Genomic DNA, 17,852 nt, shown 5'->3' with positions numbered 1-17,852 from the left:
CCGGGCCACCGCCCACCGCCGATGACCTGAGACACGAAGGAAGACCCGTGGACCTGCTGGTCCCCTACTACGAGCACCCCGCCGTCCGCCCCGCCGAATGGGACGCGCTGATCGCCGCCGCGCCCCGGCTCTACGGGGTGATCGTCAACCCGGCCAGCGGCGCCGGCACCTTCCGCGACCCGGCGTTCGCCGAGGTCGCCGGGCGGCTGCGGACGGCCGGGGTACGGGTGCTGGGCTACGCCGACACCGACTACGGGCGCCGCCCGCACGCCGAGGTGGTCACCGACCTGCTGCGCCACCGCGACTGGTACGGGGCCGACGGCGCCTTCCTGGACCAGGCCGCCGCGAGCGCGGAGCTCATCCCGTACTACCGGCGGCTGCGGGTGGCCGCCCGGGCCGCCGGGGCCGCCACCGTGGTGCTCAACCACGGCACCGCGCCCGACCCCGGCTACGCGGCCGCCGCCGATCTGCTGGTCACCTTCGAGGGCAGCTGGGAGACCTACCGCGCGCTCGGACTGCCCGACCGCGTGGCGGAGGACCACCACTGCCATCTGGTCTACGCGGCCCCCGCGCACGCCCGGCTCGCCACCCGGGTCCGCTGCGCCGTCCCGGTCGCCCGGCCCCATGAGTGGGCCGCCCTCCCGCACGAGCTGGAGCTGTGACGGCCGCCCACGCGGAGGCAGGGGGCTAACCCAGCGTCAGCACCAGCAGCGCGGCCGTCGCCGCCGTCTCCGCGACCGCCCCGAACACATCGCCGTTCACCCCGCCCAGCCGCCGCAGGCAGCGTCGCAGCAGCAGCTCCGCCGCGCCCAGGGCGGCGGGCACCGCGAGGGCGCAGCCCACCGCCCGGTACGGGCCGCCGGCCGCCCAGCCGACCCCGGCCGCCGCGGCCGTGACCAGGGCGGCCGTGCCCAGCGCCGCGCCCACCGGGACGGTGCCGGCCACCACCGCGCCCAGCCCCTCCGGGCGGGCCGCCGGGACGGCGGTGCGGGCGGCCCAGGTGAGCGCCAGCCGGGCGGCGGTGGCCGCGAGGACGGCGCCCAGCGCCCCGGGCAGCCACCCCTCCCCGTACAGCCGGAACAGCGCCGCCACCTGGCCGAGCAGCACCAGCAGCAGGGTGACCACCCCGAACGGGCCGATGTCCGAGCGCTTCATGATGGCGAGCGCGTCCCCGGCCGGCTTCGCGCTGCCCAGCCCGTCGGCGGTGTCCGCCAGCCCGTCCAGATGGAGCCCCCGGGTGAGCGCCGCGGGGACCGCCACCGAGGCCACCGAGGCGAGCAGCGCCCCCGCCCCGGCCAGCAGCAGCGCGGTGCCGACCGCCGCCGCGGCGGCCCCCACCACCAGCCCGGCGAGCGGGGCCCAGAGCATCCCGGACCGGGCCGCCGTCCGGTCCCAGCGGCCGATCCGCACCGGCAGGACGGTGAGGGTGCCGAAGGCGAACCGCAGGCCGTCGGTGCGCGTACGGGCGGGGACACGGGAAGTCGTCACCGCGCGCACAGTAGTCGCTGCTCCCGGCCGGTAGGTTGCCCATAACGGTCGATATGGGGCGTAGGGGAGTGGGTGGGATGGGTCACTGGTTCTACCGCAACATCGTCGAGCCCGGGAAGCTGCCGCTGCTGCTGGCGCTCGGCTCGTTCGTGGTGACCTTCCTGGTCACCCGGACCATCACCCGGCTGATCCGGGCCGGCCGGGGCCCGTTCCGCAACGTCACCCCCGGCGGGCTGCACATCCACCATGTGGTGCCGGGTGTCGTGCTCGCCCTGCTCGGCGGCTTCGGCGGGGTCGCCACCAGCCAGTACGGGGCCGCCTCCGCCTTCTGCGCGGTGCTCTTCGGCATCGGCGCCGGGCTGATCCTGGACGAGTTCGCCCTGATCGTCCATCTGGACGACGTCTACTGGACCGAGCAGGGCCGGCAGAGCGTGGAGGCGGTGGCGCTCACCGCCGCCCTGCTGCTCCTGCTGCTGATCGGCTCCTCACCGCTGGGCGTGGACTCGCTCACCGCCGACCAGGCGCAGGACCGGGCCTCGTTCGTGGCGACGGTGGTGGTCAACTTCCTCTTCGTGCTGGCCACCCTGGCGAAGGGCAAGCTCCGGATGGCCGTGGTCGGGGTGCTGGTGCCGCTGGTCGCCCTGGTCGGCGCGGTCCGGCTGGCCCGCCCCGGCTCCTGGTGGGCCCGCCGGCTCTACCGCCGCCGCCCGCGCGCCCGGGCCAGGGCGGGGCTGCGCGCCTACCACCACGACCGGCGCTGGGACGCCATCGGCCGCCGCTTCGGCGACCTGGTGGCCGGCCGCCCCACCGACGAGCTGCCGACCGCCGCGACCTCCGAGCACAAGCCGCCACCGCTGCCCCCCAAGCCGCCGTCGCTGCCCCCGGCGGACTCCGGCGAACCGCCGGGCTCCGGGCGCGGGCCGTCATCCGACCCTCCCGAGGACCCCTCCTCCGGAGAGGACCGGCGGCGCTGACGCCGGGCCGCCACCGCGCAGCCCGCGCTCACCGCCGCGATGGCGGCCAGATGCTCCCGGCCCGCCAGGTTCGGCAGGATGGCCACCTCGATCACCATGGCCAGCACCACCAGACCGCCGGTCACCCGGGCCCCGAACCGCCAGCAGACCACCACCGCGAGCCCCAGCACCGCCGCCGAAGGGCCGGTGTCCACCACCCGGGCGTCCGAGGCGGGCAGCCCCAGCGGGGAGCCGGGGCCGAGCGCGATGCCCAGCCGCGCGTACAGCGTCCCGGCCAGCGTCGCGGCGTACGCCACCAGCACCGTCCGCCACCGGCCCAGGGTCAGCTCCGCCAGCCCGAACACCAGCAGCACCTGCGCCAGCGCCCCCCACACCGGCAGATGCAGCGCCGGGACGAACAGCGACAGAGGGGTGCGCAGCAGGGAGAGCCACAGCGGGTCCTGGGCCTGCACCGCCCCGGCGGCCCGGACCAGCCCGTGCCCCCAGTCGCCGAACGCCTGATGCTGTACGGCGTGGCAGAGCGCGGTCAGCGCCACCGCCCCGAGCGACAGGGGCAGCGCCCGCCACCCCCGCTCCCGCAGCCCCGAGCGCACCACCCCGACCAGCGGGCCCCACTCCCGGCGTGCGAAGGCACGGAGCCTTCCGTGCGCCCGTCTGCCGTTCAACGGCGGCCTTCCAGGTGCCGGTGGCCGCGCGCCCAGGCCGGCAGCCCGGGCAGCTCCAGGAAGCCCTCCGCCCGGGCGGCGGCCAGCCCGATGCGGGGCAGGTCGGCACTCTTCTCGAACAGCATGAAACGCGGCTCCCAGATCGGTCGGTACTTGGCGTTGGCACGGTAGAGCGACTCGATCTGCCACCACCGGGAGAAGAAGGTGAGGAGGGACCGCCACAGCCGGAGCACGGGGCCCGCCCCCAGCTTCGCACCACGTTCGAAGACCGACCGGAACATGGCGAAGTTCAGCGACACCTGAGTGATCCCCATCTCCCCGGCCCGCTGGAGCAGGTCGATCACCATGAACTCGGTCAGCCCGTTGTCGGCGTCCTTCTCCCGGCGCATCAGGTCCAGCGACAGCCCACCCGCCCCCCACGGGACGAAGGACAGCAGCGCGCGCGGCCGGCCCTCGGCGTCGGCGCACTCCAGCAGTACGCAGCGGCCGTCCGCCGGGTCGCCCAACCGGCCGAGCGCCATCGAGAAGCCGCGCTCGGTGGCCCCGTCCCGCCAGTCGTCGGCCAGCCGCACCGCCTCCGCCATCTCCTCGGGCGGCACGTCCTCATGGCGCCGGATCCGCACCTCGTACCCGGCCCGCCTCACCCGGTTGTAGGCCTGGCGGACCGTACGCATGGCCCGGCCGTCGAGGGTGAACTCGGCGATCTCGACGACGGCCTCGTCGCCCAGCTCCAGCGCGTCCAGCCCGTGCCGGGCCCATACCGTGCCGGCCTCCTCGCCCGCCCCCATCACCGCGGGGACCCAGCCGTGCTCCCGGGCCTGGAGCAGCCAGGGTTCGATCGCCCCGGGCCAGGCCTCCGGGTCGCCGATCGGATCACCGGAGGCCAGGCACACCCCGCCGACCACCCGGTAGGGCACCGCGGCCTTCCCGCTCGCCGACCACACCACGCTCTTCTCCCGGCGCAGCGCGAAGTAGCCCAGCGAGTCCCGCTCGCCGTGCCGGGCCAGCAGCTCCCGCAGCCGCGCCTCGTCCTCGGCGGTGAGCGGGGCCAGCGCCCGCCGGGAGCGGAAGGCCGCGTAGAGCACGGCGATCAGCAGCAGCGCGGCCAGGATGTTGATGATGACGTCCACCCAGCCGGGGGTGTCCACGGCGGCCGCGCGGCTGTCGTCCGGGGTGAGGGTGACCAGATGGGTGGCCGCGTACCGCCAGCGCGCCCCGAAGCCGCCGGCCCGGGAGGTGTCGGTGGCGGCGACCAGCAGGGTGGCGGCCAGCGAGACCAGCACCAGGCCGCCGACCGCCACCGCGGCCGCCAGCCGGACGTTGGAGCGGTCGCCCTTGGCGTAGAACTCCCGCCGCCCGGCCAGCAGGGCCGCCAGGAAGGCGGCGGTGAGCACCAGCGAGACCCAGTTCTGCGCGTGCCCCCGGTACTCGGGCAGGACCATCAGCAGCGCGAACAGCACCAGGAACAGCCCGGCGAGCACCAGGTTCAGCAGCCAGGCGGCCCGTTTGCGGCGCCGCATGGTGATCGCCAGGAAGACCGCGAACGCCCCGGAGAAGAACCCCGCCGCCAGCAGGTACGGGGTGAAGAACTCGTCCGTGTCGTGGCGCCGGATGTCCTGCCCGAAGGAGACCCACACCGCGCCCAGCAGGTTCAGGAACGCGACGGCCCGCAGATACCAGACGGCACCCGCGGCCGCCCGCCGCGAGAACCGCGCACCGCCGGGCGCCTCGGCGGCGGTCGGCCGAACTTCTCCCATGATCAGATGATATGGGGTGTTTGGGTGCACGGCCCGGGGAGCGGACGCTGCTGGGTGCTGGGTGCTGGGTGCCGGGCGGGGCCCCGGGGCCGCGGCCAGGGGACCCCGGCCCGTACGCCCGGACGGTCGCCGGGCCCCGCGCTGAGAATCCCGCCGGGCCCCGGCCCGTACGACCGTCAGAGGCGGCTCACTCCTCGCCAGCCTCGCCCTTCCCCGTCTCCGCCGCCTTCTCCGTCTCCTCCACCGCCTCCGGGACCGTTCCAGGGTCCTCCGGGTACGGCTCCCGCTCCGGCAGTTCCGCCGCGAACGCGGCCGCCGCCTGGACCAGCGGCAGCGCCAGCAGCGCGCCGACCCCCTCGCCGACCGTCACCTTCTGGTCGAGCAGCGGCTCCAGCGCCATCCGGTCCAGCGCCTTGGCCTGCGCCGGCTCCCCGCTCAGCTGCCCGGCCAGCCACCAGTCCGGGGCGCGGAAGGCCGCCCGCTGCGCCACCAGGGCGCAGGCCGCCGACACCACCCCGTCCAGGATCACCGGCATCCGCCGCACCGCGCTCTGCAGCAGGAACCCGGTGACCGCCGCCAGGTCCGCGCCGCCCGCCGCGGCCAGCAGCTCCAGCTGGTCGCCCAGCACCGGCCGGGCCCGCCGCAGCGCGTCCCGGACCGCCGCGCACTTGCGCATCCAGGCCAGGTCGTCGATGCCCGCGCCGCCCCGGCCGGTCACCACCGAGGCGTCCGTCCCGCACAGCGCGGCGATCAGCACCGCGGCCGCGGTGGTGCCGCCCACGCTGAGGTCGCCGAGGACCACCAGGTCCGTCCCCGAGTCGGCCTCCTCGTCGGCGACGGCCATCCCCAGCCGTACCGCCTGCTCGGCCTCCTCCGGGGTCAGCGCGTCCTCGATGTCGATCCGCCCGCCGCCCCGGCGCACCCGGCGGCGCACCACGTCCTCCGGCAGCAGCTCCGGGTCGCAGTCCAGGCCCGCGTCCACCACCCGCACCGGGACGTCCATCCGCCGGGCCAGCACCGCCAGCGGGCTCGCCCCGTCCAGCACCGCGCGCACCAGCGCGTACGCCCCGCCGGCCGGGCGGCCCGAGACGTCCAGCGAGGCCACCTGGTGGTCCCCGGCGAACAGCACCACCCGGGGCCGCTCCACCGGCCGCACCGGTACCGCGCCCTGAGCGGCCGTCAGCCACTCGCCCAGCTCGTCCAGGCGGCCCAGCGCCCCGGGCGGCACCGCCAGCCGCTCCCGGCGGTCCTCGGCGTCACGCCGCACGGCCCCGTCGGGGCGCTCGATCAGATCGGAGAAGTCGTCGAGATTCAGCCTGCTCATTCGTCGCACAGTACCGGTCGCCGGTGACCTCCGGACTCCGGCCCGGGGCGGGGCCGGTACGGGCTCGTGGCGCGCGGCCCCGGCTCTCAGCCGCGCAGCACCAGCGCCTGCCCCGCCACCACCAGCACCACCTGCTCGCACTCCCCGGCGAAGGCCGCGTTCAGCCGGCCCAGCTCGTCCCGGAACCGCCGCCCCGACGCGGTCGCGGGCACCACGCCCGAGCCGGTCTCGTTGGTCACCGCCACGACCGTGCGCCGGGTGGCCCGTACCGCCGCCACCAGCCCGCCCACCCGCTCCCGCAGCTCCCGCCGCCCGCTCTTCTCCCACACCTCGTCGTCCCAGGCGCCCACCCGGTCCATGGCGTCGGTCAGCCACAGCGACAGGCAGTCCACCAGCAGCGGCGGCCCCTCGGCGGCCAGCAGCGGCACCAGGTCGCAGGTCTCCTCGGTACGCCAGGAGGACGGCCGCCGCTCCCGGTGGGCGCCGACCCGGTCGGCCCACTCGGGGTCCCCGGCACGGGTGCCGCCGGTCGCCACGTACACCACCCCCGGGTACGACTCCAGCCGGCGTTCGGCCTCCAGCGACTTGCCCGAGCGGGCGCCGCCGGTCATCAGGGTGCGCCGGGGCAGCGGCGGCGGGCCCGGCCGCGCGCCGACCGCCAGCGTGGTGCCGTCCGGGACCGCCCGCGCCCCGGCCGCCGCCAGCCGGCGGTCCAGCTCCGCCCCCGGCGGTACGCCATGGTCCAGATGGACGGCGACGAGCTCCGTCTCCGGCCCGATGGCCCCGGCCTCGCGCAGCCGGGCCAGCGCGTCCGGCCGCCCCACGACGTCCGCCAGCACCATTCCGTACGGGCGGCGCGGACCGCCCAGCCCGGCCGGGGCGCCACCGGGCGGCAGGTACAGCAGGGTCGCGCCCTCCGGGGAGGCCACCTCGTACCCGGTGCCCGGGGCGTCCATCGGCACCGCCCGCACCCGGTGGCCGCTGATCAGGGTCAGCTCCCGGCCGTCCGGCACCCGCCCCGCCGAGGGCAGCCCGGGCGGTACCTCCACCGGCGGGCCGTCGTGCGGATGGGTCAGCAGCACCTGGCGCACCCCGCCCAGCGACCGCCCCGCCCGGGCCGCCGCCTGCACCGTCCCGGGCGTCAGGTCCAGCAGCAGCGCGCCGTCCACCAGCAGCGCGGTGGCGGCGCGGACCGCCGGACCGCGGGCGGCCGCGCAGGCGGCGCACGGGCAGTCGGGGCGGGGCAGCCCCTCGGGGGCTCCGGTGCCGAGCAGAGTCACATCCACAGGGATGATCCTCCCGCGTCCCCGCGGCGGGTGCGCGCCCGGCTACGCTGCGGGCAGGAAACCGATCATCTGGAGGTCCACATGGCATGGACGTGGCGGTTCGAAGGGTCGGGCGGGGCGGAGGTCCAGCCGGCGGTCGAGCCCGAGGAGTTCACCACCCAGGGCGACGCGGAATCCTGGATCGGTGAGCACTGGAAGGCACTCCAGGAGGGCGGCGCCGACCAGGTCGAGCTCTCCGAGGACGGTACGAAGATCTACGCGATGAGCCTCCACCCGGACGGCGAGACGGCCGCCGCCAAGGAGTAGCCAGGAGGCGCGCGGAGGGCCTGCCCGGTGCCGACGGACGCCGTCACCGGGCGGGCCTTCGCCGTGCCGGGGGCCGGTTCAGTACGGCGGGCAGCTGAGGGGCAGCACCCGCTCGGTGAGCCGTCCGGTGAGGCGGCCGTCGGCCGTCGCGGCCTCGGCCAGCCAGTCGGCGGCGGTCAGCCGCTCCACCAGCTCCGGCAGCCCCTCGGGGGCGGTGGCGCACCGGTCGGCGAGCCGGCCGGTGTCCAGGCCCCCGCCCTTCGGCCCGAGCCGGCCGTCGGCCTCGGACCACGTGGCCAGGGTGAGCGCCAGCAGCCGCACCTCGGCCGCCGTCTTCGCCTTGCGGAGCTTCTTGTCGCCGATGACCCGCTGGGCCCAGCCGCTGAGCTTGGGGCGGGTCTTGCGGCCGAAGGCGAACGGGCCGGGGTCGTCCCCCCGCGGCATCAGGGAGGGGACGGTGATCCGGGTGGGGGTCTCCGGGCGGGAGGCGAGCAGTTCGGCGGCGCTGCCGGGCAGGGTCAGCCAGCCGCAGCCGGTCAGCTCCTCGACCAGCCGCTCGGGGTCGGTCAGCGGCAGCGCGGTGAGGTCCTGGCCGACGAGGTTGCCGACGCCGGTCAGCGCGGTGCGCAGGGTCAGCACCAGCGCGACCAGCCGCGCCTCGGCGCCCGGCAGCGGGGGGTGCTCGGCGACATGGTCGAGGACGTCCCGTGCGTACCGCCACTGCCCCGGGGCGCTCAGCAGGCGCTGCACACCCGACTCGTCGCCGTCGGCCTGGCCGGTGCGGTGCCGGTGCTGGCAGAGGGTGGTGGCGGCGGCCTGCTCGGCCCGTTCGGCCTCCAGGCGCAGTCCGCCGTCGCGGGTGACCTCGGCCCAGTGGGCGAAGGCGGCGGCCTTGCGGCGGTGCAGTCCGGCGAGGAGGGCGAGATCGGGCTCGGTGCGCTGCTGGTACTCGCGGTACTGCCGGCCGAGGTCGATCAGCTCCTCGCGCAGCTCGGCCGGATGCAGATCGAGCGGCACGGTGCGCTGGCCGATCCGGCCCCCCGGCCGCGGGCGCTCGGCCCGTACGGCCCGGCGCGGGGACGGCAGCGCGACCGCCGGACCCGGTCCCGCCCCCTGCGGGTGCGAGAACCGCGGTCCGAACGCCGGAGCGCCGGTGCCCGGCCGCTCCCCGTCGCCCGCGCCGGTGGCGCGCTCCCGCGTCGCGGGGGTGTTCGGCGCGGTGGCGGCCACCCGGGCGCCCGGGGTGGCGGCCGCGCACCGGGCGCAGCACTCGATGGCCCGCCACAGCCGCCCGGCCCGGTCGGTCAGCACGGCGAGCACGACCGGGCCGCCGCAACGCCAGGCGCCCTCCCCGACCCGTGGGCGAGGGCCGGCGGCGGTGTGCGTACGGCACTCCTCGGACCGGCAGACACAGGCGGCCCGGGGGCGCGGTACGCCGCCGGAGCGCAGATGGGCGGCCAGGTGCTCGGCGGCGGCGCGGCGCCCCTCGGCGGCCGACGGCAGGCGCTGCGGAGGACAGGACGGATGGCCGCAGACGACCACGACGGCCGCGGTGCCGCGCCCGGCACTGTCCAGCCGCACCGCCCACTGCCGTCCCGGCGGCCGTTCCTCCGGCTCGTGCGCGATGATCTCCACCGGTTCTTCTTCCCTTCCCGCACGTCCCGGGCCTGTCCCCGGTGCCGTCCTGGTACAACGGCCCAGCGGCTCAAGGGATGCGGAGATCCACCTCGTGGCGGGGTTTCCCGTTCCGGACGACGGATGGCGGTTCGACGGGGAAGCCGGCCGCGAGCTGCCCCGGCTGGTGCGCGGCGCGCTCTCGCTGACCTCGTCCGGGAGGCGGCGGTCGAGCGAGGTCGCGCTGTCCCGGCCCGTGCTGCCCGCGACGGCTCCGGAGCGGCAGCGGCCCTACGAGGACTCCCCGCCCGGCTGCGGCTCGCTCCTGGTACGGATGCCCGCCCCGCGGAACCCGGGGTGGTCGTCGCCCTCGGCGGAGGCCGCCGAGACGGCCGCGCTCCTCTGGGACGTCCGGCGGTTGGCGGCGGGGCAGCCGCGCGAGCCGTTCCGACTCGCGGACTCCCTGGCGGGCGGAGGGACGGGGCAGGCCGGTGACGGGGGCGGCCCCCCGCCCGCCTACATCTCCCCGAGCGTCACCCGTGCCGTGGCCGCCCGGCCGCCCCGGGTGTAGGCGACCGCCACCCGGTCGCCCGGCTGCTTCCCGGCCAGCGCCTCCAGGAGCGAGGTCATGGTGGTGATCGGCTCGGAGTCGACCTTGGTGATGATGTCGCCCGCCCGCATCCCGGCGTCCGCCGCCGCCCCGCCCCGGGCGGCCTCCACCACGGCGACGCCGGCCGGCTGGTACTCCTCGTCCAGCACCGTGCGGCCGGTGACGTCGAGCGCGGCCCGCCCCGAGTCGGTGACCCGGCCGTCGCGCACGATCTGTCCGGCGATGTTCCTGACCGTGGACACCGGGATGGCGAAGCCGATGCCGGGCGCGGCGCTGCCCACGCTGGGGTCGGCCGCCGCCAGGGTCGGGATGCCGACGATCTCGCCGCTCAGGTTCACCAGGGCGCCGCCGCTGTTGCCCGGGTTGATCGCGGCCGAGGTCTGCACCATGTTGCCGAGGGTCGCCCCGGTGCCGCCGCCCGACCGGCTCTCGCTCACCGTGCGGTCGGTCGCCGAGACGATGCCCTGGGTGACGCTGCCGGCCAGCCCGAGCGGTGAGCCCATGGCCAGCACGATCTGCCCGACCTCCACCGTGGAGGAGTCGCCGAACCGGGCCGGCTTCAGCCCGGCCGGGGGACGCTCCAGCCGGATGACGGCCAGGTCCTGTTCCGGGTAGCTGGAGACCAGCCGCGCGGGCAGCGGCTCGTCTCCGGTGGCCACGGTGACCCGGAAGGACTTCTCGTCGCCGACCACATGGGCGTTGGTGACGATGTTGCCCTTGGCGTCGAAGACCACCCCCGAGCCCAGCCCCTCCCGGGCGTCGATCTGCACCACCGAGGGCAGCACCTCGCGGATGACCGTCCGGTAGTCCTCCTCCAGCTGGGCCGCCCGGCGCGGGGCGGCGGGCGCCGCCGCCCGGGCCGTCGCCACCACCCGGTCCCCGGGGCCGGGCGCCTGCGGCCGGGGCGCCGGGGGAGCGACCAGCGAGCAGCCGCCCACCAGCACCGCCGCGCAGACCCCGGCGGACACGGTCACCAGCGTACGTAGGGCAGTCATGTCCGGAGTATCCCGTTCCGTCCGCCGGGGTGGCGCCCGCTGCGCACCCGATCAGGTGGCGCTCGGCCGGTGCTCAGCCGGTGCTCACCTGCGTTCAGCCGGCCGTGGCGGTCCCCACCGCGGGCCCGGTCCGCGGCACCCCGCCCGCTCCCGCCGCCAGGAACTGGGTGGCCGCCAGCTCCCCGTACAGCCGATCCGCGGCGACCAGCTCCGCATGGGTGCCCACCGCCCGTACCCGGCCCGCGTCCATCACCACGATCCGGTCCGCCAGGGTGACCGTGGACAGCCGGTGCGCCACCACCAGCACCGTGGTCTCCCGCGCCACCTCCGCCACCACATCCCGCAGCGCCAGCTCGTTGACCGCGTCCAGCTGCGAGGTCGCCTCGTCCAGGAGCAGCAGCCGGGGCCTGCGCAGCAGCGCCCGGGCGATCGCCACCCTCTGCCGCTCACCGCCCGACAGCTGCGAGCCGCGGTGCCCGACCGGGGTGTCCAGCCCCTCCGGCAGCCGCTCCACCAGCTCCTTCAGCCGGGCCCGTACCAGCACCTCGCGGACCTCGTCCTCGGTGGCCTCCGGTGCCGCGAACAGCAGGTTCTCCCGGAGCGTCCCGGCCAGGACGGGGGCGTCCTGCTCCACATAGCCGATGGCCGCCCGCAGCGCGGCCGGCGCCCAGTCCCGTACGTCCCGGCCGTCCACCAGCACCCGGCCGCCGGTCACCTCGTGGAACCGCTCGATCAGCCCGAACACCGTGGTCTTCCCGGCGCCCGAGGGCCCGACGAAGGCCGTCATCCCCGGGCCCGCCACCTCGAAGGACACCCCTCGGTGGACGTCCGGCAGCCCGTCCCGGTAGCGGAACACCACGTCCTCGAAGACCACCGAGGCAGGCCCCTCGCCCTCCGCCGGTCCCGAGGCACTCTCCCCCTCCAGATCCTCCGCGGCCAGCCGCCGGGCCTCCTCGATCCGGGCCACCGCCGCCGCGCCCATCTGGTACTCGGTGGCGGCCGACACCAGCTTGGACACCGGGTCGGTCAGATAGAACAGATACAGCAGGAAGGCCACCAGATCGGCCACCGTGATGGCCCCCGACGCCACCCGCGCCCCGCCGATCCCCAGCACCGCCAGGAACGACACCTGCACGGCCAGGCCCACCGAGGAGCCGGCCACCGCCTGCCAGCGCGCCGACCGCAGCCCCTGGCGCCACGCCTCCTCGGCCGCCTCGCCCACCGCCGCCGTCTCCCGCGCCTCCGCGCCGGACGCCTTCACCGTGCGGAACGCCCCGAAGACCCGCTCCAGCCGGTTCGATATCTCCGCCACGGCCTCCTGGGAGCGCCGGGTGGCCTCGGAGATCCGCGGCAGCACCAGCGCCATCGCCCCGCCGATCAGCACGATCACCCCGAGCACCACGCCCAGCAGCACCGCGTCCATCACGGCCATCATCACCAGGGTGGTGACACAGGCCAGCCCACCGGTCACCGCGGCCACCACCGAGTCGGTGGTCACCGAACGCAGCAGGGTGGTGTCGGAGGTGATCCGGGACATCAGATCGCCCGGAGTGGTCCGCTCCACCTCCGGCAGCCGCAGCCGCAGCAGCCGCCCGACCAGGCCCCGCCGGGCGGCCAGCACCACCGACTCGGCGGTCCGCTCCAGGATGTACGAGCCCACCGACTCGATCGCCGTGCCGAGCACCACCAGGGCGGTCAGCACCAGCAGCACCCCGGTGATGGACTCCTCGCCGCCCAGCCGCTCCACCAGCTCCTTGGCCGCGAGCGGCTGGAGCAGCGCGGTCACCGCGCCGACCAGCGCGAACAGGGTGCCCAGGGCGACCGCCCAGCGGTGCGGCCGGAAGTGCCGGTACAGCACCCGCCAGGTCTCGCGCGCGGGCAGCTTGACGGGGGCGGGCGGCGGCTTGCCCGGATCGGCGGCGGAGTCGGTGATCGTCACATCGGGGATCGTCACATGAAGAGGGGACGCGAAACCCCGCCCGCCACCTGAGCCCGGGGAGCACCGGCACCCGCCGCGCCGGCCGAGCGGGCCGCGCACCCCGCACAACAGACCGCGCTAGCCGCGCACCCCGCAGACATGGAGCAGCGCGGCCACCCGGCGGTACGGCTCGGTGCGCCCGGCCTGCTCCTCGGCGGCGAGCAGCAGCTCCAGCTCGTCGGCCGGGGGCAGCCCGACCTCGCTGGGCACGTTGTCGGTGAAGACCCGCACCCCGTACCAGGCCTGGAGCGGCGCGGCGATACCGGCCAGGGTCGCCGTCAGCTCGGCCAGCCGGTCGGCGCGCACCCGCTGCCCGAAGCGGTCCACATCGGTCGCCGACTCGTACGCGGAGAGAGCCCCGCGCCAGTCCCCGCCGGTGCCCGGGCGCATCGCCAGCGCGTCGCCGTTGCGCACCAGCAGCGACAGCAGCCCGCCGGGCGCCAGCATCCGGGCCAGCCCGGCCAGGATGGCGTCGGGCTCCTCGGCGTACATCAGCACCCCGTGGCAGAGCACCACGTCGAAGCTGCCCGGCAGGAAGTGCACACCGGTCTCGCTGCCGTCGCCCTGGAGCAGCCGCACCCGCTCGCGGATGCCGGCCGGTTCACCGGCCAGCGCCTCACGGGCGGCCCGCAGCAGGGCCTCGTCGGCCTCCAGGCCGGTGACGGTGTGGCCCGCTCGGGCCAGCCGCAGCGCCTGGGTGCCCTGGCCCATCCCGGCGTCCAGGATCCGCAGCCGCTGCCCCACCGGGTACCGGGAGGTGATCTGCTCGTCGAGCTGGCGGGCTACCAGCTCCTGGCGGACGGTCGCGCGCAGCCCGCCGTGGCCGTCCAGCCGCCCGGCGGACGCGCCCGCGAAGCCCGAGACCTGGGTGCTCAGGGTCGCTCTCCGCGTTTGACCTGCGGCTTCGGCAGCCGCAGCCGGCGCATCTGCAGGGTGCGCATCAGGCCGTACGCGACGGCGCCGCGCTTCGGCTCGTTCGGGAAGCGGGCGGCCAGCTGCTTTTTCAGCCGGAGCCAGATGCCGATCGAGTCGACCACGATCATCGCGATGACGGCGAGCCAGAGCAGCAGCGAGATGTTCTTCAACTGCGGTGAGGGGAGCGTCGACAGGATGAGGATGATCACCGCCATCGGCAGGAAGAACTCCGCGACGCAGAAGCGCGAGTCCACGAAGTCGCGGACGAACTTGCGCACCGGGCCCTTGTCGCGGACCGGCAGGTACCGCTCGTCGCCGCTGGCGAGCGCCTGGCGCTGGCGAGCCATGTCCTGGCGGCGGGCGTCGCGCTGGCGGCGCGCGGCCTCCTTGCGGTCGAGCGGCGCGCTCGTCTGCGCACGGCGGCGCTGGGTCTGGGCCTCACTCCGCTTGGGAGTGGGGCGGCCCTTGGGGGCCTGCGGGTCGCGGGGCTGCGTGGGAAGGTCCGCCGGCACCTTCACGGCGGAGACCTTCTCGTCCTTCGAACGGCTACGGAACACAAAGCCCAAGGGTACGGGGTCGGCCGCACGGACCCCAGTTCCACCGGAGAACGATCGCGCAACGCCCCCTGTCGCCCCGGTGCGGGTCGGGGTGGCGCTCCTCCCTGCGCCGGATCGGCGGGGGGCGCAGTCGTCCTTGGGGATGAGCGCATCCGGGTCCGGACGGTGCGGTAATGGATGTGGGCCCCGTACTGTGGGTTCTGTTGGAGTGCCGGTGCCGAGTCCGTCAGAAAAGGGGGCGCGCGCAGCCCATGAGCGGTGTCATGAAGCGTATGGGGATGATCTTCCGCGCGAAGGCCAACAAGGCTCTTGACCGGGCCGAGGACCCGCGCGAGACGCTCGACTACTCGTACCAGAAGCAGCTGGAGCTGCTGCAGAAGGTGCGCCGGGGAGTCGCCGACGTGGCCACCTCCCGCAAGCGGCTGGAGCTCCAGCTCAACCAGCTGCAGACCCAGTCCGCGAAGCTGGAGGACCAGGGCCGCAAGGCGCTGGCGCTGGGCCGCGAGGACCTGGCCCGCGAGGCGCTGTCCCGCAGGGCCGCGCTCCAGCAGCAGGTCAGCGACCTGGAGACGCAGCACCAGACCCTGGCGGGCGAGGAGGAGAAGCTGACGCTGGCCGCGCAGCGGCTCCAGGCCAAGGTCGACGCCTTCCGCACCAAGAAGGAGACGATCAAGGCCACCTACACCGCCGCCCAGGCGCAGACCCGGATCGCCGAGTCCTTCTCCGGCATCTCCGACGAGATGAGCGACGTGGGCGTCGCCATCCAGCGCGCCGAGGACAAGACGGCCCAGCTCCAGGCGCGGGCCGGGGCCATCGACGAGCTGCTGGCCTCCGGCGCCCTGGACGACCACTCCGGGCTGGCCAAGGACGACATCCAGGCCGAGCTGGACCGGCTCTCCGGCGGTACGGACGTGGAGCTGGAGCTCCAGCGGATGAAGGCCGAGCTGGCCGGCGGCACCGACCGGCAGCAGGCCATCGAGGGCGGCCAGGGCGCCGCCGCCCAGGACCAGGCCCCGTCCCAGGGGCAGCAGGACCGCCAGGCCCCCAGGTTCGACAAGCAGTAGCCGCGCGCCCCGCACCGCACTCCGACCCGCCACGGCACCCGATCCCCAGGCCGCCCACCAGCCCGGCTCGGGTGCCGCGCGCATGCGCAGGACCGCACAGCCCGCAGACCGAAGGGGGACGCCGTGCCGGGGGAGGACCAGCACACCGGCCGCATCCCCTCACCCGCCCCCGCTGACGGCTCCGCCCCCGACCGTCCCCTCCCGGCCCCCGGGACGCACTATCGGCGCTGGCTGCGCGAGCACCCCTTCGCGCTGGACTCCGCGATCGCGCTCGCGGTGCTGGTCAGCATGGTCGCCGGCTCCTACGCCGACCCGCACCGGCCGGACGGGGCCGTGTTCGGCGACCGGGCGCCGGATCTGCCCAGTCTGCTGCTGATGGCGGTCGGCGCGGCCGCGCTGCTGGTACGGCGCCGGGCCCCGCTCCTCGCGCTGGGGTGCACCGGCGCGGTGACGGTCCTGGAGTTCGCCGGGGGCGACCCCGCCGCCCCGGTCGCCATGGGCGCGGTCGTCGCCCTCTTCACCGTCGCCGCCCGCACCGACCGGCCCACCACCTGGCGGGTCGGCCTGGCCACCATGGCGGTGCTCACCGGCACCGCCATGATCTGCGGACCCGACCCCTGGTACGCCCAGGAGAACCTGGCGGTCTCCGCCTGGACCGGGATGGCGGCGGCCGCCGGGGACGCGGTGCGCAGCCGCCGGGCGTTCGTGGACGCCATCCGCGAGCGGGCCGAGCGGGCCGAGCGCACCCGGGAGGAGGAGGCCCGCCGCCGGGTCGCCGAGGAGCGGCTGCGGATCGCCCGCGACCTGCATGACGTGGTGGCCCATCTGATCGCCCTGGTCAATGTGCAGGCCGGGGTCGCCGCCCATGTCATGGACCGGCGCCCGGACCAGGCCAAGGAGGCGCTGGCGCACGTCCGCACCGCCAGCCGCTCGGCGCTGGACGAGCTGCGGACCACCGTCGGGCTGCTCCGCCAGTCCGGCGACCCGGAGGCGCCCACCGAACCGGCACCCGGACTCGCCCTGCTGGACGAGCTGCTGGCGGGTTTCCGCCATGCCGGGCTGCCGGTCCAGCTGGCCCGCCCCGACGAGGGTCCGCTGCCCTCGGCCGTGGACCTCGCCGCGTACCGGATCATCCAGGAGGCGCTGACCAACGTCCGCAAGCACGCCGGGCCGGGCGTCCGCGCCGAGGTGAGCGTGCTGCGGTTCGGCGGTTCGGTCGAGGTCACCGTCCTGGACGACGGCGGCCGTGCCTGGGCCCGTACCGACGCCGTAGACGACGGCACCGGCACCGGCAGCCGCACCGGCGGCGGGCACGGGCTGCTGGGCATGCGGGAGCGGGTCACCGCGCTCGGCGGCGAGCTGACCTCCGGACCCCGCTACGGGGGCGGCTTCCGGGTGCAGGCCATACTGCCCCTGTCCGCTCCACCGGCCGACCCCGCTCCGGCTCCGCGCCGACCGGGCGCCGACCGGGCCGTGCCCGGGGGAGCCGTCCCGGGACCAGGGAAGGCCGTGTGACGATCCGGGTGCTGCTCGCCGACGACCAGTCGCTGCTGCGCAGTGCGCTGCGGGTGCTCATCGACTCGGAACCGGACATGGAGGTCGTCGGGGAGGCCGCCGACGGCGCCGAGGCCGTGGCGCTGGCCCGCGCCACCCTGGCCGATGTGGTGCTGATGGACATCCGGATGCCCGGCACCGACGGGCTCGCCGCCACCCGGCTGATCGGCGAGGACCCGGAGCTGGCCGGGGTACGGGTGGTGGTGCTGACCACCTTCGAGGTCGACGAGTACGTGGTGCGGGCGCTGCGCGCCGGGGCGTCCGGGTTCCTCGGCAAGGGCGCGGAGCCGGAGGAGCTGCTCGGCGCCATCCGGATCGCCGCCGGGGGAGAGGCGCTGCTCTCGCCGGCCGCCACCAAGGGGCTGATCGCCCGCTTCCTGGCGCAGAGCCCGGACGGCGAGGGGGCGTCCGCGTACGCCGAGCGGCTCGCCGTGCTGACCGCGCGGGAGCGGGAGGTGCTGGTGCTGGTGGCCGGCGGACTGACCAACGACGAGATCGCCGACCGGCTGAAGGTCAGCCCGCTCACGGTGAAGACGCACGTCAACCGGGCCATGGCCAAGCTGGGCGCCCGCGACCGGGCGCAGCTGGTGGTCACCGCGTACGAGTCCGGTCTGGTCCGCCCGCGCGGCGACTGAGCCCCCGCCCCGCCACCCGCGCGCCGTCCCCGCCCACCCGCGCCGGCCGGAGGAGCGCGAGCGGGGCGCGTACTACTCCATCCGCTGTATATACAGCGTAAGGAATTCGGACCTGGGGCCGACGGCCCGG

General features: G+C 76.1%; 16 protein-coding genes. 7 read left to right on the top strand and 9 right to left on the bottom strand.

The genetic code is table 11. The features are described 5' to 3' along the window. Positions 1-47 precede the first annotated feature (47 nt). A complete protein-coding gene (locus M1O15_RS20530) occupies positions 48-662 on the top strand; it encodes a spherulation-specific family 4 protein (protein WP_248635544.1) in 615 nt (204 codons plus the stop codon). A 25-nt stretch (positions 663-687) separates the two neighbouring features. Here the strand turns inward: M1O15_RS20530 and M1O15_RS20525 are convergent, their stop codons facing one another. Then, entirely contained in the window at positions 688-1,497 is an 810-nt protein-coding gene (locus tag M1O15_RS20525) for an adenosylcobinamide-GDP ribazoletransferase (RefSeq protein WP_248635543.1), read from the bottom strand. Positions 1,498-1,565: 68 nt separating this feature from the next. Between M1O15_RS20525 and M1O15_RS20520 the strand changes: the two genes are divergently transcribed. Then, complete coding sequence (locus M1O15_RS20520; RefSeq protein WP_308282374.1) at positions 1,566-2,462, top strand: hypothetical protein; 897 nt, start codon at positions 1,566-1,568, stop codon at positions 2,460-2,462. Between the two features lie 661 nt (positions 2,463-3,123). On the opposite strand, the gene M1O15_RS20510 is transcribed toward M1O15_RS20520, so the two are convergent. The 3 genes from M1O15_RS20510 to M1O15_RS20500 all read right to left on the bottom strand — a co-directional run bounded on the left by M1O15_RS20510 (position 3,124) and on the right by M1O15_RS20500 (position 7,494). Beyond that, a complete protein-coding gene (locus tag M1O15_RS20510; protein WP_248635541.1) occupies positions 3,124-4,884 on the bottom strand; it encodes a phosphatidylglycerol lysyltransferase domain-containing protein in 1,761 nt (586 codons plus the stop codon). A 187-nt stretch (positions 4,885-5,071) separates the two neighbouring features. Further along, positions 5,072-6,199 (bottom strand): nicotinate-nucleotide--dimethylbenzimidazole phosphoribosyltransferase, encoded by a 1,128-nt coding sequence (gene cobT, locus M1O15_RS20505; protein WP_248635592.1) that lies wholly within the window; start codon positions 6,197-6,199, stop codon positions 5,072-5,074. Positions 6,200-6,294: 95 nt separating this feature from the next. Continuing rightward, the gene (locus M1O15_RS20500; RefSeq protein WP_248635539.1) at positions 6,295-7,494 is read right to left on the bottom strand and encodes a bifunctional adenosylcobinamide kinase/adenosylcobinamide-phosphate guanylyltransferase; all 1,200 of its coding nucleotides are present in this window, start codon (positions 7,492-7,494) and stop codon (positions 6,295-6,297) included. Between the two features lie 81 nt (positions 7,495-7,575). Here M1O15_RS20500 and M1O15_RS20495 point away from each other — a divergent pair, with 81 nt between their 5' ends. Beyond that, positions 7,576-7,800, top strand: coding sequence for a hypothetical protein (locus M1O15_RS20495; RefSeq protein ID WP_248635537.1), 225 nt, complete (start codon positions 7,576-7,578; stop codon positions 7,798-7,800). A gap of 78 nt (positions 7,801-7,878) precedes the next feature. Here the strand turns inward: M1O15_RS20495 and M1O15_RS20490 are convergent, their stop codons facing one another. Next, positions 7,879-9,435 carry a hypothetical protein gene (locus M1O15_RS20490; RefSeq protein WP_248635535.1) on the bottom strand — a complete coding sequence of 519 codons (1,557 nt, stop codon included), beginning with the start codon at positions 9,433-9,435 and terminating at the stop codon, positions 7,879-7,881. A 94-nt stretch (positions 9,436-9,529) separates the two neighbouring features. Here M1O15_RS20490 and M1O15_RS20485 point away from each other — a divergent pair, with 94 nt between their 5' ends. Continuing rightward, a complete protein-coding gene (locus M1O15_RS20485) occupies positions 9,530-9,985 on the top strand; it encodes a hypothetical protein (protein ID WP_248635533.1) in 456 nt (151 codons plus the stop codon). Here M1O15_RS20485 and M1O15_RS20480 read toward each other — a convergent pair. The 4 genes from M1O15_RS20480 to M1O15_RS20465 all read right to left on the bottom strand — a co-directional run bounded on the left by M1O15_RS20480 (position 9,931) and on the right by M1O15_RS20465 (position 14,469). After that, entirely contained in the window at positions 9,931-11,019 is a 1,089-nt protein-coding gene (locus M1O15_RS20480) for a S1C family serine protease (protein WP_248635532.1), read from the bottom strand. The two genes, M1O15_RS20485 and M1O15_RS20480, sit on opposite strands and share 55 nt — an antisense overlap. Positions 11,020-11,113: 94 nt before the next feature. Further along, complete coding sequence (locus tag M1O15_RS20475) at positions 11,114-12,952, bottom strand: ABC transporter ATP-binding protein (protein WP_372499523.1); 1,839 nt, start codon at positions 12,950-12,952, stop codon at positions 11,114-11,116. Positions 12,953-13,075: 123 nt separating this feature from the next. Then, positions 13,076-13,828, bottom strand: coding sequence for a class I SAM-dependent methyltransferase (locus M1O15_RS20470; protein WP_282577013.1), 753 nt, complete (start codon positions 13,826-13,828; stop codon positions 13,076-13,078). A 41-nt stretch (positions 13,829-13,869) separates the two neighbouring features. Further along, positions 13,870-14,469, bottom strand: coding sequence for a DUF3043 domain-containing protein (locus M1O15_RS20465; RefSeq protein WP_248635528.1), 600 nt, complete (start codon positions 14,467-14,469; stop codon positions 13,870-13,872). Between the two features lie 251 nt (positions 14,470-14,720). Here M1O15_RS20465 and M1O15_RS20460 point away from each other — a divergent pair, with 251 nt between their 5' ends. The 3 genes from M1O15_RS20460 (at position 14,721) to M1O15_RS20450 (ending at position 17,722) form a co-directional block, all read left to right on the top strand. Beyond that, positions 14,721-15,533, top strand: a complete 813-nt coding sequence (locus M1O15_RS20460; protein ID WP_248635526.1) for a PspA/IM30 family protein — start codon at positions 14,721-14,723, stop codon at positions 15,531-15,533. Between the two features lie 231 nt (positions 15,534-15,764). After that, positions 15,765-17,048 (top strand): sensor histidine kinase, encoded by a 1,284-nt coding sequence (locus M1O15_RS20455; RefSeq protein ID WP_248635590.1) that lies wholly within the window; start codon positions 15,765-15,767, stop codon positions 17,046-17,048. Next, on the top strand, positions 17,045-17,722 hold the full coding sequence (locus tag M1O15_RS20450; RefSeq protein ID WP_248635524.1) for a response regulator: 678 nt from the start codon (positions 17,045-17,047) through the stop codon (positions 17,720-17,722). The genes M1O15_RS20455 and M1O15_RS20450 overlap by 4 nt, the downstream gene beginning before the upstream one ends. Positions 17,723-17,852: the final 130 nt, after the last annotated feature.

The organism is Streptomyces lichenis, assembly GCF_023218175.1.
GTDB classification, from domain to species: Bacteria; Actinomycetota; Actinomycetes; order Streptomycetales; family Streptomycetaceae; genus Streptomyces; species Streptomyces lichenis.
This window is presented reverse-complemented; position numbering and strand designations above follow the sequence as displayed.

What these genes read in the sequence shown, in the direction of transcription:
- M1O15_RS20480 (WP_248635532.1), bottom strand. Translation starts at nt 11,019, where the DNA reads ATGACTGCCCTACGTACGCTGGTGACCGTGTCCGCCGGGGTCTGCGCG.
- M1O15_RS20495 (WP_248635537.1), top strand. Translation starts at nt 7,576, where the DNA reads ATGGCATGGACGTGGCGGTTCGAAGGGTCGGGCGGGGCGGAGGTCCAG.
- M1O15_RS20520 (WP_308282374.1), top strand. Translation starts at nt 1,566, where the DNA reads ATGGGTCACTGGTTCTACCGCAACATCGTCGAGCCCGGGAAGCTGCCG.
- M1O15_RS20510 (WP_248635541.1), bottom strand. Translation starts at nt 4,884, where the DNA reads ATGGGAGAAGTTCGGCCGACCGCCGCCGAGGCGCCCGGCGGTGCGCGG.
- M1O15_RS20460 (WP_248635526.1), top strand. Translation starts at nt 14,721, where the DNA reads ATGAGCGGTGTCATGAAGCGTATGGGGATGATCTTCCGCGCGAAGGCC.